This window comes from Paenibacillus sp. MER 180 (genome assembly GCF_023713665.1).
GTDB lineage: Bacteria > Bacillota > Bacilli > Paenibacillales > Paenibacillaceae > Paenibacillus_B > Paenibacillus_B suaedae.
Map to the genome: position 1 here is coordinate 50,695 of NZ_JAMAVT010000005.1, position 16,650 is coordinate 67,344.

20 protein-coding genes are annotated in these 16,650 nt (G+C 45.7%); 8 read left to right on the top strand and 12 right to left on the bottom strand.

Annotation, left to right across the window (positions count from 1 at the left end):
• Positions 1-47 precede the first annotated feature (47 nt).
• The 6 genes from M3661_RS09565 to M3661_RS09590 all read right to left on the bottom strand — a co-directional run bounded on the left by M3661_RS09565 (position 48) and on the right by M3661_RS09590 (position 5,093).
• Positions 48-722, bottom strand: coding sequence for an O-methyltransferase (locus M3661_RS09565; RefSeq protein WP_251484099.1), 675 nt, complete (start codon positions 720-722; stop codon positions 48-50).
• A gap of 29 nt (positions 723-751) precedes the next feature.
• Positions 752-1,321 carry a phosphotransferase gene (locus M3661_RS09570; RefSeq protein ID WP_065292538.1) on the bottom strand — a complete coding sequence of 190 codons (570 nt, stop codon included), beginning with the start codon at positions 1,319-1,321 and terminating at the stop codon, positions 752-754.
• Between the two features lie 134 nt (positions 1,322-1,455).
• A complete protein-coding gene (locus M3661_RS09575; RefSeq protein WP_311279551.1) occupies positions 1,456-2,121 on the bottom strand; it encodes an HD domain-containing protein in 666 nt (221 codons plus the stop codon).
• Positions 2,118-3,122: a Gfo/Idh/MocA family protein gene (locus M3661_RS09580; protein WP_065292540.1), complete on the bottom strand. Its 1,005-nt coding sequence runs from the start codon at positions 3,120-3,122 to the stop codon at positions 2,118-2,120. The genes M3661_RS09575 and M3661_RS09580 overlap by 4 nt, the downstream gene beginning before the upstream one ends.
• Positions 3,119-3,799, bottom strand: coding sequence for a DUF2625 family protein (locus M3661_RS09585; protein ID WP_251484101.1), 681 nt, complete (start codon positions 3,797-3,799; stop codon positions 3,119-3,121). The genes M3661_RS09580 and M3661_RS09585 overlap by 4 nt, the downstream gene beginning before the upstream one ends.
• Before the next feature lie 424 nt (positions 3,800-4,223).
• On the bottom strand, positions 4,224-5,093 hold the full coding sequence (locus tag M3661_RS09590; protein ID WP_251484104.1) for an SDR family oxidoreductase: 870 nt from the start codon (positions 5,091-5,093) through the stop codon (positions 4,224-4,226).
• A gap of 121 nt (positions 5,094-5,214) precedes the next feature.
• Between M3661_RS09590 and M3661_RS09595 the strand changes: the two genes are divergently transcribed.
• Positions 5,215-6,171 carry a helix-turn-helix transcriptional regulator gene (locus tag M3661_RS09595; protein WP_251484108.1) on the top strand — a complete coding sequence of 319 codons (957 nt, stop codon included), beginning with the start codon at positions 5,215-5,217 and terminating at the stop codon, positions 6,169-6,171.
• Positions 6,172-6,237: 66 nt separating this feature from the next.
• Here M3661_RS09595 and M3661_RS09600 read toward each other — a convergent pair whose 3' ends face one another.
• Positions 6,238-6,402 (bottom strand): hypothetical protein, encoded by a 165-nt coding sequence (locus M3661_RS09600; RefSeq protein ID WP_251484109.1) that lies wholly within the window; start codon positions 6,400-6,402, stop codon positions 6,238-6,240.
• Between the two features lie 217 nt (positions 6,403-6,619).
• Here M3661_RS09600 and M3661_RS09605 point away from each other — a divergent pair, with 217 nt between their 5' ends.
• Complete coding sequence (locus M3661_RS09605) at positions 6,620-6,946, top strand: ArsR/SmtB family transcription factor (RefSeq protein WP_285852943.1); 327 nt, start codon at positions 6,620-6,622, stop codon at positions 6,944-6,946.
• Positions 6,946-7,659 (top strand): SRPBCC domain-containing protein, encoded by a 714-nt coding sequence (locus M3661_RS09610; RefSeq protein ID WP_251484110.1) that lies wholly within the window; start codon positions 6,946-6,948, stop codon positions 7,657-7,659. The genes M3661_RS09605 and M3661_RS09610 overlap by 1 nt, the downstream gene beginning before the upstream one ends.
• Positions 7,660-7,743: 84 nt before the next feature.
• Here M3661_RS09610 and M3661_RS30715 read toward each other — a convergent pair whose 3' ends face one another.
• From M3661_RS30715 to M3661_RS09620, 3 genes are all read right to left on the bottom strand, one after another.
• A complete protein-coding gene (locus M3661_RS30715) occupies positions 7,744-7,896 on the bottom strand; it encodes an aminotransferase class I/II-fold pyridoxal phosphate-dependent enzyme (RefSeq protein ID WP_397376507.1) in 153 nt (50 codons plus the stop codon).
• A gap of 148 nt (positions 7,897-8,044) precedes the next feature.
• Positions 8,045-8,746: a Type 1 glutamine amidotransferase-like domain-containing protein gene (locus M3661_RS09615; protein WP_251484111.1), complete on the bottom strand. Its 702-nt coding sequence runs from the start codon at positions 8,744-8,746 to the stop codon at positions 8,045-8,047.
• A gap of 70 nt (positions 8,747-8,816) precedes the next feature.
• On the bottom strand, positions 8,817-9,413 hold the full coding sequence (locus M3661_RS09620) for a TetR/AcrR family transcriptional regulator (RefSeq protein ID WP_065292546.1): 597 nt from the start codon (positions 9,411-9,413) through the stop codon (positions 8,817-8,819).
• Between the two features lie 235 nt (positions 9,414-9,648).
• Between M3661_RS09620 and M3661_RS09625 the strand changes: the two genes are divergently transcribed.
• Positions 9,649-10,905 carry an MFS transporter gene (locus M3661_RS09625; protein WP_251484112.1) on the top strand — a complete coding sequence of 419 codons (1,257 nt, stop codon included), beginning with the start codon at positions 9,649-9,651 and terminating at the stop codon, positions 10,903-10,905.
• Positions 10,906-11,131: 226 nt separating this feature from the next.
• On the opposite strand, the gene M3661_RS09630 is transcribed toward M3661_RS09625, so the two are convergent.
• Positions 11,132-11,620 carry a tetratricopeptide repeat protein gene (locus M3661_RS09630; protein ID WP_065292548.1) on the bottom strand — a complete coding sequence of 163 codons (489 nt, stop codon included), beginning with the start codon at positions 11,618-11,620 and terminating at the stop codon, positions 11,132-11,134.
• Between the two features lie 220 nt (positions 11,621-11,840).
• Here M3661_RS09630 and M3661_RS09635 point away from each other — a divergent pair, with 220 nt between their 5' ends.
• The 4 genes from M3661_RS09635 (at position 11,841) to M3661_RS09650 (ending at position 14,459) form a co-directional block, all read left to right on the top strand.
• The gene (locus M3661_RS09635; RefSeq protein ID WP_021253542.1) at positions 11,841-12,275 is read left to right on the top strand and encodes a DUF3995 domain-containing protein; all 435 of its coding nucleotides are present in this window, start codon (positions 11,841-11,843) and stop codon (positions 12,273-12,275) included.
• Between the two features lie 227 nt (positions 12,276-12,502).
• Positions 12,503-12,874, top strand: a complete 372-nt coding sequence (locus M3661_RS09640) for a GntR family transcriptional regulator (protein ID WP_021253543.1) — start codon at positions 12,503-12,505, stop codon at positions 12,872-12,874.
• Positions 12,871-13,767 (top strand): ABC transporter ATP-binding protein, encoded by an 897-nt coding sequence (locus tag M3661_RS09645; RefSeq protein WP_251484113.1) that lies wholly within the window; start codon positions 12,871-12,873, stop codon positions 13,765-13,767. The genes M3661_RS09640 and M3661_RS09645 overlap by 4 nt, the downstream gene beginning before the upstream one ends.
• Entirely contained in the window at positions 13,764-14,459 is a 696-nt protein-coding gene (locus M3661_RS09650; protein WP_065292550.1) for a hypothetical protein, read from the top strand. The genes M3661_RS09645 and M3661_RS09650 overlap by 4 nt, the downstream gene beginning before the upstream one ends.
• A gap of 107 nt (positions 14,460-14,566) precedes the next feature.
• Here the strand turns inward: M3661_RS09650 and M3661_RS09655 are convergent, their stop codons facing one another.
• Complete coding sequence (locus tag M3661_RS09655) at positions 14,567-16,645, bottom strand: serine hydrolase domain-containing protein (protein WP_251484114.1); 2,079 nt, start codon at positions 16,643-16,645, stop codon at positions 14,567-14,569.
• Between the last annotated feature and the right edge of the window lie 5 nt (positions 16,646-16,650).

Here is a 16,650-nt window from a genome sequence, read left to right on the forward strand (position 1 = left end):
TGCCTCAATTGAGAACAGGGCTGTTCTTCATTTTATTCACTCTTCGACTACTTACCGACTACTAACGCACTAACAAATCCATCATAGCCTTTGCTTCCAACGGTTTGGATCGCCGTAGCATTTAAGCGAGGCTCCGCAGCAATCAGTTCGAAGAAGCTGCGCACGCCTAGTACGCTTGGATCATCGCTATACTCGTCCACGACAGCGCCGCCGCGGACGACATTGTCCCCGATTATGAGCGTTCCCGGACGGGATAGCTTTAAAGCCCATTTCAAATATTCCGGATTGCCCTGCTTGTCTGCATCAATAAAAATAAGATCGAAGGGACCGCGCGCTTCTTCTTCAAGCTGAGCAAGCGAATCAGCGGCAAGTCCTGTTCGAATCTCCACTTTATCCGCTACGCCTGCGTTCAGCAGGTTCGATTGTGCGACTTCAGCGTGCTTGAGACTGGCTTCCAGCGTGTATACCCGGCCATCCTGCGGCAGTGCACGGGCAAACCAAATCGTGCTGTAGCCGCCTAATGTGCCGATTTCTAATATCGTTCGAGCAGCTTGAAGTTTGGCCAGAAGATGCAGCAGTTTGCCTTGATTGGGCGATACATCATGAGCCGGCAAGCCTGCTGCGGCATTTGCTGCCAGTACCGCTTCCAGCACAGGATCGGAAGGAATGAGTTGCTGATTAAAGTAATGATCAACTGCTGTCCATGTATCTTGTTGATTCATGTCCTTGCCTCCTATTGATTCATATACTCTTACCTGTTTAGATAGAGACGTTCTACGATCTCTTTCATATGCGTCAACTTCTGCGTACTCCTGCTGCAATATTGATGGGTACGCTGCTCTAGACCGTAACGATCTATGATCACAACCACCCCTCTCATGATCCAGAGGTGGATATTTTCTAGCAGTAAGTCAGCGTCTACCTTCCCGTATAGCATATATCCCTCTATGAAACTGTGCAATGACCTAATACGATCTTCTTGTTCGCCAGTCCACTTCACACTAGAATCCAGCAGGGCAGCAAGATCAAAATGAGTATTGCCGTAACGCGCTTCACCAAAATCAATGATGCGGCATCCTGAATGCGTATATATGACGTTCCACATGCCAAGGTCGGCATGAATCATACCATTCTTCTCATGCTGGTAGGAAATTGCTTGCGTGACTGGAGCCTGGAGTTCACACAGCCATTCTGCTTCCTCATCACGGTATCGCTTTTGCACTCGATTCCATGTCGCGTCCAAGTCATACCGATCTGGCTGATCTGGGATGTTATCCTCATGCTGCATGACAAGATGCATTTGCCCCGCCGTTTGTCCCAATTCAAAATAGTCGGTCTCCTCGCACGCTATCGAATCCATATAAGGTTGTAGGTTGTAGTAAGCTTCATCCAACTTGATACTAACATCTTCCGCTGCAAGAAGGATTGGAGGTGTAATGTTATAGGATTAACGGCTCACTTATCATCTTCTGCATTCCATTCATTATGAAATTGCTCCAAGAACTCTTCCATAACAAGATGACGCTTATGAGCCAATTGTTTGCCACTGTTTGTATTCATGAGCGTCTTCAGCTTTAACAGCTTCTCGGAGAAATGATTAATGGCCGTGGAAGGCTGCTGCTTATACTCGCTTTCGGTCATCGCTTCCCTAGGAGCAAGATAGGGATCATGCATAAGGTGACCCTTGCATCCAGCATATGCGAATGTGCGTCCGATTCCGATTGCCCCCATTGCGTCCAATCGGTCTGCATCCTGCACGACTTGTCCCTCAATCGAGTCCATTGGCGGATTATGACCGCCATTGTAGGACATATTCGCAATGATCGAAAGGACTTTGTCGCGAATCTTTGAATCGACGCCATTTGACTCCAGCCACTGTGCAACTTTCTGCAAGCCGCTGTCATGATCCGGATTAAGCTTGGCATCTGCCACATCGTGAAGCAGCGCCGCCATTTCACATATGAGCACGTCCGCTCCTTCTTCACCTGCGATGCGGACTGCCAGGCGCCTTACCCGAACAATATGCCACCAATCATGCCCGCTGCTGTCGCGGCACAGCTCTTCGTGGACATATTGCTCTGCTCGTTCAATCCATCCTCGCTGCTCCTCGTTCATCTTCATTCTACTGCCTTCCGAATGTCCGCAAGCTGTGGCGACGCCGGATGTCGCAACGCCTCCAGGACAGCCTGAGCTTCATACCCATCACGAAAATCGAAATAATCTGCATGCTCTCCGTGAATGGCCCGAATGACCTGAGCGACTATCGGAGTTTGCTCGATTTCTTCAACGGCAACTTTCTCCAGTGGCTGTCCAATTGCTCCAACATGCAGCTCACTCCAATTTTCAAGGGCAATTGTGCCTTTACTGCCATAAACAACGAGAGAAACACGTTCCGCGCCTGCCATGCCCGATAAGCCATTCACATAGATCGGAACCTCACTGTTCAGCAGCATTTTTGCGCGTATCCCTGTTTCACAGCGTTCTTCATCCGCTGGCAGTTCCAACTCGCTCTGTACATGCGTAATCGTGCCGAACAGTTTCTGTATAACGTTAATCCAGTGAACGCCTACTTCTAACACGAATCCACCCTGTGCTCGTGTCGAAATCCAGCTATTATGCTGCCAGCTGCGCGGCCATGTCGGAAAATGCAAGATAAGCTCCATACTGCGGATCGTTCCAATGGCCTGCTCCTTAATCATCCGTTCCATTCGTTTCACAGATGGCTCGTGTGGCATCGAGAAATGAATAGCATGAACAACGTTCGCTTCTTCTGCCAGCTTGAGCAATTCAGCAGCTTCTTGTAAATTGTTAGCAAGCGGCTTCTCACAGAAGACATGAATTTTTTTGCGTAATGCCGCGCATACGAAATCATAATGATAGGCAGGAGGGACAGATACGTATAAAAGATTGATATCCAATTCTTCTATCATTTTGGAATAGTCTGTATAGTACTGCACATGCGGATAATCCTTCTGATATTGTTCATGTGCAGCCGCATTCGCCTCACATATCGCAACCAGCTCCACCTTTTCTGCCAACCCTGGATTGGAAATGGTTCGAATCATGTACCTCCCCATATTTCCTAAACCTACAACAGCTAATTTGATCTTGTTCTTCGTCATTGTTCGTTCTCCATTCCATTCGCATGTTGTTGTATGTATAAGTTCCACAATTCGGCAACAGGGACAGCTTTTCTGCTGCTGCGCTCCGCCGAGCCTTCTTCCGTCCACAACGGTGGATAATAACTGATTGCTTCATTTCCTTTCAGCGCTGCTATATCGTTTTCCCAGCCATCCCATCTGAATGTACGGTAAAAAAGCTCCAAGTCCCCATTGGCCAGCCACTCACAAAAATCGGAGTAAGACAATTCCGTATCCTCCCACTCTAATGTATCCGGGGCAAAATAATAGACGTTATGTCCTTCGCTAGCGAAACAGCCGCCATTCAAGGCAAAGAAACCACCTGCCAAGTCATAAGCAATTATGCATGCACCATGTAGCAGAGTGATGCCAATGTCATTACCAAAGCCATTCCAGCTCAGTAAATCGCCAAATACAGCATCATTTCCGGAGCCAAGCAGCTTAATCCAACCGCCATCTACTAGGACACCTCCCGAATGACGCGCAATCGCGCCTATATAACTATTTTCGCTTACTTGCAGACTCGATACTGTATTCTGTGCTCGTGCAGGATCAACGAACAAGACGTTAATGCGGTTGGTTCCTTCGTCAAAAATACGGATTATCTCGTTCCATGTCTGCTCATTCACGTTCACGTCACCATTCACATCACTGCTCAATATCTCATCCCCTTTTCCGTCATGATATTCTTGTTGATAGAAAGTGCAAATAGCGTTATTAGCCTCACAGTTTCATGTCTCTGTCCTACTATGCGCTATATGAACCAAGACCGTCAATCAAAATGAATGCCTTAAATTTGAAATGGTAGTTATGCAAAATCTGTTCTCTCCTTCTTCCTGATGTAAAATGAGTAGATCTTACGCAGTCGGAATTGATATATTTCTCAACATGTAATGGTGATTGAGGCCTGTTCCATTACCGAACGGCACTTGTCTCATCGTTCACGAAAAACAAAATTAGGTAGCAAGAGGCAAGAGGCATCCCATTGGTCGGGATGCCTCTCATTTGCAGCATTGTTATTTATATGGACGATTCGCTGCTGCTATATACCTGAGCTTTTCGCTCCCTTTGCCGTATGACAGATTATAGTCCAAGTTCTGCAGCATAGTTGCCCCAGTGAGGTCGGTTCCCATCCTCATCTACGAAATCATACTCGTCAGACAACCCCCACGAGCTAAGGGATTGCCCCGTCTTTTCCATTTTGTTCGGATCTGCCGCAAGCGCCGCAATTGCTCTTCCGACATACATCGGTGTTTCCGACATGATGAAATGCGGATCCTGCTTCACCGCATCCTTCCAATTCTCCTTCGTCACACCGAAGAGTTCAAGCATCGCCTCCGAACGCAAAAATCCAGGCGTAACCGCTACAGCAGTTACTCCGTGTGGGCGCAATTCTTCCGCCATCGCTGCTGCTAAGTGAATAGCTGACACCTTAGCTAAGCTGTAATACAGATTGCCGCGATAACGATAGTCAACGCCGTCTGTAATCTCAATAAGGAGCCCTTGCTTACGCGCTACCAATAGCGGAGATCCATAATAACTTGTGATCATATGCGAGTGAACCGCACGCTCCTGCATGAGTAGACCGCCCGCAAGCGAATGTTCCCAGAACGGCGTTCCCCATTCGGTTAATGGGTCTCCTCCCCATACATCATTGACCAATATATCAAGACGGCCATTCTGTTCCCTGCGAACTCGTTCGAAGAGAGCCTTCACTTCTTCTTCCTTCGTATGATCCACGCGCACTGGAATTCCGACTCCCCCGTAAGCCGTCACGATGTCTGCCGTATCTTCAATGGTTTCACTGCGCTTCATATCGGATTGGAGGGATCGTGTGCTCCGCCCCGTACAATATACGGTTGCTCCAGCTTCTCCAAGCATCGCCGCAATCCCACGGCCTGCCCCGCGGGTTGCTCCTGCTACTACCGCAACTTGGTCTTGTAATGGCTTCATGAATTGTCCTCCTCAATCGACATGTCTTCGATCTCATTATATCGGGACATATATGACAGCAACTGTCATATTGGATATGATACACTAAGATCACCTTGCAACCAAGAAAGGATGAGTTCGCTTGAGAGCTGATCGTTTACTGTCGATTCTGCTCATGCTGCAAAGCTACGGGAAGATGACAACCCGAGACCTCGCCGACCGATTAGAGGTCTCCGAACGAACCATTATGCGGGATATGGAATCACTCAGTATCGCCGGTATCCCCGTCTACGCTGAGCGTGGTTCCTACGGAGGGTGGTCCTTATCAGAAGGGTATCGAACGCAATTGACGGGAATGAAGCCGCAAGAATTGATGTCATTGCTCTTAATGAAATCCTCGTCATTAGTTGACGATCTCGGTCTTCGACAAGAACTCGACAATGCTTATCATAAATTGCTTGCCGCAAGTCCGATTGAAATGAGGAGAGACGCCGACATCGCTAGAGAACGTATACACATCGATGGAGCGGGATGGCGCCAAACGAAAGAGGGTACTCAGTGCTTATCAATCGTTCAGGAGGCTGTATGGATGCAGCATAAGCTCCGCATCACCTATGAACGTCATGACAGTACTGTGGTTCGAGACATCATGCCGCTAGGATTAGTTGCCAAACGAGGGGTTTGGTATGTCGTGGCTCAAGTAGAAGATGGATTCCGCAGCTATCGCATTTCACGGATACGCAACGCAGAAGTTTTGAATGAAGCCTTTGCTCGTCCTGACGGATTCGATCTGGCTCGCTATTGGGAGGAATCCACGAAGCAATTTACGTCTACCCTGCCTCGGTACTCCGCACGAATTCGTGTAAGAGATGAATTACTCCAGCGCCTTAAGCATGAACGATACGTAAAATGGTTGCATATCGAACCCGATCATAACGGTTGGTCATGTGCAGACGTCGAGTTCCATACACTTGATTCAGCAGCAGTGATAATCCTAGGATTTGGTGCTGCTATGGAAGCTCTTAAACCAGCAGAACTTCGAGACAAAGTCATAAATGAAATACGAAATATGCTGTCAACTTATGAGGGAGAACAATAGAGCATTCCATTGTGATCTCCCTCGCCTCCTGCTAGCTTTCCAAGAATTCCAATATATCGTCGCGAGTCAGCTCGTAATGCATCCAGCGCAGCCGCTCGTTGACTTCTTGCCATGACCCCTCTTCTGCAATACGAAGCGTCGTGTCCACTTTATCCATACGGAATGATAGGAATCAGCTGTATCATCCATATACTCCTGCAACATGTTCTCCACATGCATTTTCGTAATCATAATCTGGCCACCCTCGTAAGAAATATTTCCTAATTATTTTCTAACGACATAGAATCCTATAAATCTGCCTATCTGCCTTGAAAATATCAAATTATTAAACAACTCTTTCACATGTACAGTCACACACAAGTGATATATTACCAAATTAAATGTAAATTTTGTTAACGATTTTGTTGACAATGGCCTTTTCATTGAAATAACATATAACCATACAGTTATGTGTGAGGTGAATATTACGGATATTTATCGTGTTCTAAGTGATCCGACACGCAGGACGATTCTTCAAATGCTTGCTCAAGGCGATCGAACGCAATCGGATTTTGTTCAGTTTTTCGACATCTCTCAACCCGCCGTTAAAAAGCACTTGCAAATTTTATTAGAAGAAGGAGTGATCAGCGAGCAGAAGCAAGGGAAATATCGAATTTACCGTTTGGAGCAAGCCTTGTTGCAATCTGCCTATCAATCCCTTTTGCAAGATATGGGTTACATATTAGGAGATCGCTTAACTCGACTCAAAACATTTTTGGAAGGTGAGGAAAACTAATGAATAGCTTACAATCCGTGAAGAGAGATATGCTGATCGAAGCACCCCTTGAGAAGGTATGGAGCGCATTAACAGAAGCAGAACAATTAACTCGGTGGTATGCCAAGGAAGCAAGTGTTGATTTCCGTGTTGGCGGTCGAATGGAACTGGATCATGGATGGGGAGCGAGCACTTCAGGCGTCATTACTGAAATTGAACACGGCAAGCATCTCATTCTGCAAGGCGAGGATATGTCGTTGACCATTACCACACTTACCCAAGAGGCTGCTGGCGTTCGAGTTTCAATCGAGTACCGCCTTGAACTTCCTTTTGGAGATGCGGGACAAGCGATTGCCGACAATATGGCGTATGGAACCCTTCTCTTCCTTCACAACTTGAAGAACGTATACGAGATCTGTCAGGATTCACGAGAAAAAATGTGGAGAACATGGATCGGCATTCAGCATATGACTGTTCATTCGCAAGACGGGCAGCCGGCTGGCTCCAAGGTATTGTCGGTTAAGGATTCTTCACCAGCCGCTGTTGCTGGACTCCAACCTGGTGACATCATAGTGAACATCAACAACAAGACCATTTCTAGCTACTCTGACTTGGAAGCAGCCATCTGTGAACTGGCGATTGATGAGCAAGTCAGCCTAACCGCATGGCGTAACGGAGATATCATAAGCATTACTTGCGGCATTGGCAGCTATCCCGTTCCATATTGCGTATAAGCATCATTCCGGATAGAATTAAAGAAGAGCAGATCGTTTATTTATCTAACGATCTGCTCTTCTATTTGAATGATGCATGGAATTTTACGAGATTGAATGCTTCAAGATAACTTCATAGGCTTCAACAAATCGCTCCATCTCTTCTTCTGTTCCGATTGACACTCTTAGGAAATGTTCCGTTCGAGGCATCATAAAATGGCGTACGAGTATCCCTTGCGTTCTCAATTGCGCCTGCATGGTTTTCGCTGAGATATCTCTCTATATTTCTCTATTTCTTTCTCTTCTTTTTATAGTTCTTACTTTTTTAGGTCTCTCTAGATTCTATGTGCTACTCTTTGTTTCTCTTTGTTTCTCTTTGTTTTCCTATGTCATTCCTATGCGTCACCTATGATTCACCTAAGAACACGGGAACTAGCTTGTTTTCTGTTATGATTCTATCTCTGGATTCTACGCAGTAGGCTCTTGCATGCGGTCTGGAGCTGATCACTCGATGTATGTTCCGATCCAAATAGTGAACACCTACACCATCGTCAACAGCTATGCCATGTCCAACCTTGCCTTCCTGCATTAGCCGATGATAGCTGGGTCTCCGCTCTTGTTCCCCATCATAATGCGGACAATTGCTTCCCGACAAAAAACCTAAGCAAGTTAATCCGGTCAGCTCCCCGGGTATCGAATCTGTTACTCCTTCTTCGAACCAGCAGATGGAGCCAGCGCTTAACCCAGACAAAATAATGCCTTGCTCCCATGCTTTCTTCAGAATGGCATCCAATCCCCATTCCTTCCACAACACTAGCATATTGCGTGTATTGCCGCCGCCAACATACATGATGTCTTTGCTCAGCACATAGTCTTCCAAATCCGTCGTCGGAGGGTTGAATAATGACAGATGGGAAGGCTCACATGTATGTTCTCCAAATGCCTTATAAAACCGCTGTATATACCCATCCGCATCTCCGCTTGCTGTTGGCACAAAGCATACTTTCGGATTTTCCGAACTAGCTTGCTGCAAGACATACAGATCCAGAAGGGGATTCTCCGGCTCCATCGAGAATCCTCCGCCTCCCATTGCAATAATTTGCTTCATCATCATTCCCTCCTGAGATTACTTGTTCATCATCTTTTAAAGATTTCATTGATTTACATGATCGATTCAGCTACTTTGATTTCATCCGCAAACCGTCTAATACAACTCCCAAGCTGTGCAACGCAACGGCCAGCTCCTTCTCCGCATCCTGAGAATTAGCTAACCAGAAGGCTGCGTTCATAAGCCCGCCGTTCAACATCCGTGCTAATGCATGACTATCCGTAACCGCAATGATTCCTTCATCCATAAATTGCTGAAGCATTGTTGCCATTGTCGCTAAGCATTGAGACTGAGAAGGATGAGTAAATCCATTCCCAAGCACGGAAGGCGCGTCTCTAAGTACGATGCGCTGAATTTCCGGCTCAATTGCCATTTCAATATACGCACGGCATCGACCAACAAAGCCTTCCCATGACGTTGCTGCCGCATTCGAAATATCGTGAAGGCGATTATCCATCTCTTGATCAATTTCGTCAACAACTGCCGCAAGCAGACCCTTCTTATCGCCAAAATGATGGTACAGCGCACCTCGCGTCAATCCTACGGAAGCAGTTAACTCATCCATCGACGTATTGGCATAGCCGATTGTTCCGAACGCTTCTCTTGCCGCTTCAAGCAGCTTTCCCTTTGTCTCCTCGATCATTTCTTTTCTTGCTTTTCGAACCATGTTCCCTCCTGCACCGTTATGCAGTTTGCACGATGCTAGCTCAGTTTTATATTTCGTTCTATTCTACAATAAAATTTGAAATTAACAAGATTTATAACATACAAGAGCGAATCATTTCATACCGCATTTTTCCTCGATTGTTATTGACATACGTCCCGTATGTTAATATTATATTTGCATACGCTTCGTATGTAAATGGAAACTACCCTATTTCAGCTAGGAGGAACATTGTAATATGTTACGTGCTTATCGAGAATTATTTGCTGCTCCGGGTTCTCTTATTTTTTCTGCCGCTGGATTTATCGCAAGAATGCCGATCTCTATGACTGGAATCGGCTTGGTTACCATGATTGCTCAAATGCGCGGAGAATACGGTCTCGCTGGAGCCATCGCTGCCACTTTTGCCTTCGCTTCGGCGCTGATTGCCCCGCAAATATCCCGATTGGTTGATCGGTTGGGGCAATCACGAGTTCTTCGTCCCGCAGCAGCGTTAAGCATTATCTCCATATCGGCTCTGCTGCTATGTGCACGATTAGGCGCGCCCGATTGGACGCTCTTTCTGTTCGCAATCATGGCTGGCTGCATGCCCAGCATGCCCGCAATGGTGCGTGCACGTTGGACGGAGCTGTATCGGGGATCGCCCAAACTGCATACTGCTTATTCCTTTGAATCCGTCGTCGATGAAATTTGCTTCATTATCGGCCCTGTCATTTCCGTTGGATTATGCGTGTCCGTTTTCCCAGAAGCTGGCCCTCTCGCCGCATGCTTATTTATGGCATTTGGCATTGTACTATTTACGATGCAAAAGAGCAGTGAACCGGCAGTACAGCCGCAGCATAACACGAGTCAGGGATCTGTGTTCAAAATCGGTGCATTGCGCTTGCTTGCTCTTACGCTTGCTGCAATCGGCACGATATTTGGAACCGTGGATGTTGTAAGTGTTGCCTTTGCCGAACAGCAGGGGAACACCATCGCAGCCAGCTACGTCCTGTCTGTCTACGCAATCGGATCATGCTTGGCAGGTCTTATCTTCGGCACACTTACAATCAACATGCCGTTGTATCGTCAATTTGCAATTGCGGTTAGTCTTGCATTGGTAACCTTGTTTCCTCTATTCTTCGTCAACAATCTAACTACATTGGCGATTACTGTCTTCTTTGCGGGTATGTCCGTCGCACCTACGATGATTATCACGATGGGATTGGTGGAGAAGATCGTTCCTTCACATCAGTTAACCGAAGGAATGACATGGGCAACAACAGGACTTGGTATCGGGGTTGCGCTTGGCTCTGCGATTGCTGGATGGATGGTGGATCATTTTGGTGTACATATGGGGTTCACGGTGGCAATTGCAGCTGGTGTGCTTGCGCTTGGCATTATGATGGGCGGTTATAAAACCCTTCGCTCAGCATACAACTTTGCAGTAGCAAGTTCTGATCCAAGTTCAGATCATTCAATGAATGTGCCGAGCAACAAAACATATGATTGCTGATAAGAGGAATTGAAGAAAGGATACGATCAGAGTAAACGTAGAATACGAAATCTGTACTCGAAAAAAGTCCACAAACTTATTTCCCGAAGAGACATGACAGAATCATGTTTCTTCGGGTATCTGCACAACATACCACAAGTTTGCTTCTTCGTGAACGTTTTAAAACATGACTAAATCCTGCTTCTTCAGGTATGCCATTCTAGACATAAATGAAAACTCATTTTGTCTACTCATCCCATATGTGATCCAGCTTATCTGCGTAGAAACGAATTGCTTTCTCGAAACTAGCAATTCCTGCATCTTTCGTCGTATCTGCTAACTCTGTCAGCAGCAATTTCATCGCTTCTGCATGCTCACCAACATTGTACAGTGCCATTGCATAGAACACCTTTAGCTCTCTGTGATTCGGGAATTCACTCACACCCTGCGCCAATATCTCCTTCGCACTTTCGTATTGGCCCAGTGTCCGATAGGTGCTTCCTAGGCCTAATAAAGCTCCAGGTCGATGAGATTCACCTAATTGATTGCGAAGAGCTGCTACATAATAGGGCACCGCCTGCTTCTCTAATCCTAAGTTATCGTGTGCGCATGCCATTTGATACAGCAGCTCGGCATTATTCGGGTCCTTCTCCAGCAATTGTGCAAAGATTGTTATCGCCTGCCCGGCTTGCCCTTGAGCCCTCAATTGAACTGCTTCTTCATATGTGCTTTCCATTTCTACCGTTCTTCTCCCTTATTGACCAATTGATAAATGGATCTATAATGAAATTAGCAATCATTTCTTCATCTACCAGAAATAATTACAACCATCTTATCACGTAAGAACTTTTGTTATCAATCTAAAATGCTCTTACCGTCCTCTTTGTCAATCAGCATTGCCTTTCAGCAAATATCATCGCTCAAACCTACATTCAGTAAAAAAGGAGGAATCGTTGATGGTATCAGTAATCAGTCTTGTTGCGGCCTGTATCCTATATCTCATCAGCCTGCTCCATGTATATTGGGCATGCCGTGGTACATGGGGCACAACAGCTGTAATTCCCGAAAAAAATGGCAAGCGCACATTCTCTCCACGACCGGGAATGACCCTGCTCATTGCTGTTCTTCTTGCCCTTTCAGCCGTCATTTTACTTATGCGCGCATCCTACATTTCATTTCGTTTCAATGCTGTTCTCCTGCAAGCAGGCGCATGGATATGCGCTGTCGTATTCGCCTTGCGAGTCATAGGCGACTTCAATTATGTCGGGTTGTTCAAGCGAATCAGCAAAACGAAATTTGCAAAAATGGATACCTGGCTGTATGTGCCTCTATGTACTTTCTTATCGTTTGCATTTCTACTATCTATTTTCTTTGGTGGAACGCAGCAATAAAACCATGATTCCTTCTACATACAACACACTTCGAATAATAGACTCGCTTCCCATTCCGGAAGCGAGTCTTTGTATTTCCTGCAGCGTTAGCAACATCCCTTTTCCCTATTCAACAAACAGGTTACAACATCAACCACATCAGAAACTGGGTAAATGTGGGTTGACAGATAACACCACCAGTTATATAGTTAGTTACATGAGTAATTAACCAATTTGGTGGTGTAGATATGACAGTCACAATGGACGACAGCCGCCCCATTTTTGTGCAAATTGCCGAACGGATTGAGGATGACATCATCGAAGGTCGATTGCCTGAAGAATCGCAAGTCCCTTCAACGAATCAATTTGCTTCCTTTTTTCAGATCAATCCCGCTACTGCGGCTAAGGGCGTCAATGTGCTGGTTGATGAGAACATTTTGTACAAAAAGCGTGGGATAGGTATGTTTGTATCGACAGGAGCGAGGGCAAAACTCATGGAAAAGCGGAAAGAACTTTTTTACGAACAGTATGTGGTATCCATGATCCGCGAGGCAGAGAAGCTTGGCATTTCCAAGGAACAATTAACAGACATGATTCAGAGAGGAGATCGAACGAATTGAGAACCATTACTGAAGTTCAGGGATTAACCAAGTCATTCGGTGATGTTACTGTCGTACACGATGTTAGCTTTACACTCGAAGCTAACAAAATTTATGGCCTGCTTGGGCGCAATGGCGCAGGAAAAACAACGATAATGCATATGCTGACGGCGCAGTTGTTTCCAACAAGCGGTGAACTTCTTGTCTTCGGAGAAGCGCCTTATGAGAATAATCGCGTTCTGAGCAAGATTTGCTTCATTAAGGAAAGCCAGAAGTATCCAGACAGTTTTCGAGTCATTGATGTCATTGAGCTCTGCCCCTCCATTTTCCCGAATTGGGATCAGGAATTGGCGAGCAAACTGCTGAATGATTTCAATCTTCCTTTAAGGAGACGTATCAAGAAGCTGTCACGCGGGATGCTTTCTTCCGTTGGCATTGTTATTGGATTGGCAAGTCGAGCTCCGCTGACCATTTTCGATGAACCCTATCTCGGACTTGATGCAGTAGCTCGCAACTTGTTCTACGACCGCTTGATTGAAGATTATGCGGAACATCCGCGAACGATCGTACTGTCCACACATTTAATTGATGAAGTCAGTCAATTTTTAGAGCATGTGATTGTGATCGATGGAGGAAGGATCATTTTGAATGAGGAAAGCGATGCTTTGCGTGGCCGTGCCTACTCTGTCGTTGGTCAGCGAGAAATGGTCGAGTCATTCATCTCAGGCCATACCATCATCAATCGGCAGCCATTAGGCGGACTATTGTCTGCAACCGTGCTGGGCAATCTAACTTCTCATATCCGAGAACAAGCCGCATCGTTAGGCCTTGATCTCTCAACAGTATCCCTGCAGCAGCTTATTGTTCACCTCACAAAAAGAAAATCTGATCGCAAGGCGGTGGAGACGCGATGAATCGAGTAACAACCGTTATGAAAATGTACAGCAAGGATCACATCATGTGGTTTTTCGCTCCGTGGTGCTTTGTACTGCTTCCTAGTTTTCTGATCAACGTGTTGATCGGTTACTTGCTTCAACCGGAACAAGGCTACTACAGCGGCGGTGTGGTCTCCATTTTTATCTATTTACTGATTCTCGGCATTGTAGCCGTGACCCAGAACTTTTCATTCGCTTTTGGAATAAGCATCCGCAGAAAAGACTATTATTTCGGGACTATATTAATGTTCCTGATAGCCAGCGTAACTGTAGCCACAATTGTGATATTATTGTCTATTGGTGAACGAAGTATTACCCAAATGCTAGATGCAAATTTTCATTTCTTTTCCCTGCCTTATATTACGGATGGGAGTTTGCTCGAACAATGGTGGGTTTACTTCGCAACAGCTGCTCATTTGTCTACTTTAGGATTCATGTTCGCTATGTTTTTCCGTCGTTTTGGCCGCACGGGAATGTTTATCTTATTTCCAGTCACCCTTGCCATCTCCTCCATCTTCAGTTATCTCTGCACGTACTACAGCTGGTGGGGCAACATATTCTCATGGTTCGGCAGCCATTCAGCTGCGCAGCTTGCTTCTTACTTTTTCGCCTTGGCGGTTATCCATTCTTTACTTACCTTCATCATGATCCGCAGAACAACAATTGCTTAGCATATCTACAAACAAAGCCGCCGGATATATATCCAGCGGCTTATCAGCTATATCATTACCTAGTGACTCATGATTTCATATTAAGAAATGATTGCTCTTGCTTCTGCTTATTTAATCGAGACTTCGAACTTAGCTCCCGCTCCACCAGCAAATACAATGGTACCACCGCTTGGCAATTCAATTCCTTGTTTCCCTGTTGATGATAAGGAGAAATGTACGACATGCCCCTGCTCATTGTACACTGCAAATGAAGATTGCTTAGGCATTGTCGTAAAGGTCAGCTTCTTCCCAGCAACTGCTTTTGGCAGCTTAAACCATCTTGCATAACCATCCTCTTGAATGGTTACTGTAGATTTCGACCCTGGATACAAGGGCTTAATTGTATCCTCTGATACCATAATATACCCTGAACTATCTAAGTACTCCACTCCGTCCTTTGTGAAGAACTGATATTCCATAGTATCCCTTCCGCCCATAGCTGGGATTTGCACCTGATTACTTGCCGAATCCGGGCCTGTAATGGTCTTATCGTCCACGTAACCAGGCAGATCGGCGTGTTTATTGATTTTACCCCCATCCATAAGCAAATAAGTGAGGGAACTATATTTTTCATTCACTGGAAAATACTTTTTGCCTATGCGCTTCGTCCATGCGGATTCAACTTCTTTGGAGATATCATTTTTCTCAAGCTTCTCGCCAGTATACTGAGTCAGAGCTAGTTGAGAAAGTCCTGGTACATCTAGGTACATACTTTGCCATAAATAAGTACGTCCATTGTCTTTCGCATCGAACCGTATCTTCGTCGTTCCTTCTTCATTCATAAATGTGCCGTCTGCTGTATATACATACTTCGCTGCAGGCATATCAGGCGCTTGATTATAAGTGATAGACAGTTCGCCGTTCTTGGCAATGGCCACTTTCATGACAACATTGGTTGACGCATAATAACCTGCATACTTGGCAACATCAGCTGGCATTGCTGCTTTCTTCGGCTTGCCGAATGACTTAGCAGGTTGTAACTCCTTAATCGTACCTTTCTCTTTCAATGCCTGCAACACCATCTCGTTCGCCAACATCGCATTCGTCGAGCTGGATCCACCTGAAGACAAGACGGCCGCTGCCATATTGTGCTCTGGAAGTACAACCAGCGAAGCATGATACATGATCGTGTCGCCGCCCTTATTCTCAGCTTGGATACCGTATCTATTGAATGGATAGAGCTTTACACTGTCCCATCCAAGTCCATAGTTCACAACCGTGTCTACTTCTCCTTCTGGCCAGAATCCGCGCTTATATTCCTCTTGACGCATTGCTTTAACAGATGTAGACGACAATACTTTGTCATTCTCCCCTGTAAAGATTTGCGCGAAACGAACTAAATCCTCAGCCGTCGAGTATATTCCCCCCGCACCGATGACATTGCCGTTTTCCGTAGGGAGCTGCCCTTCATATGCAGGGTGATACGTGCCTGCAAACTTTGTTTTATCTGCATTGTCCAATGGTGTTTTTGTATGAGACATAGCTGCTGGTTCTGTAATATATTGATGAAGGAATTTAGTAAAGCCCATTCCACTCACCCGTTCTACCAGAATCTCAGCTAATGTAAATCCATCATTGCAATAAACAGAGAATGCACCTGGATCAGCCTTCAGCGTCTGCTTCTTCAATTGCTCCAGCATCGTATCGTGGTTAATCGTGTCATTGTCCCCAAGCAAGAAGCTATTTCCTAACGTTGATCCCCGGAGCCCCGAAGAGTGATTCAACAGCATCCGCGGTGTAATCTTCTTGTACCGCTCATCCTTCATTGTAAATTCAGGGATGTATTGCACAACAGGAGTATCTAGATCTACCTTTCCTTCTTCAACCAGTTTCATAACGGCTACCGTGGTAAATACCTTGCTGGTTGATCCGATTCCGTACATCGTGTTTTTCGACAGTGGTACTTTTCCTTGAGCATCATTCTTACCGGCTTGCCCAGATACTACGATGTTACCATGATCAATAAGTGCATATTGAACACTTGTCGTACCGAAAGTGTCCGTCAACAGTGAAGCTTTTTCAGTAGCAACTTTTTTAGTAGCGGAGTAATTCAAGCCCCCATTTGAAGCTGCAGCCATTGCGCTCGTCGGAACAAGCATTGCAACAACCATACTTATTGCCAATACCAAAGACAAGCTTTTCTTCATTCTTA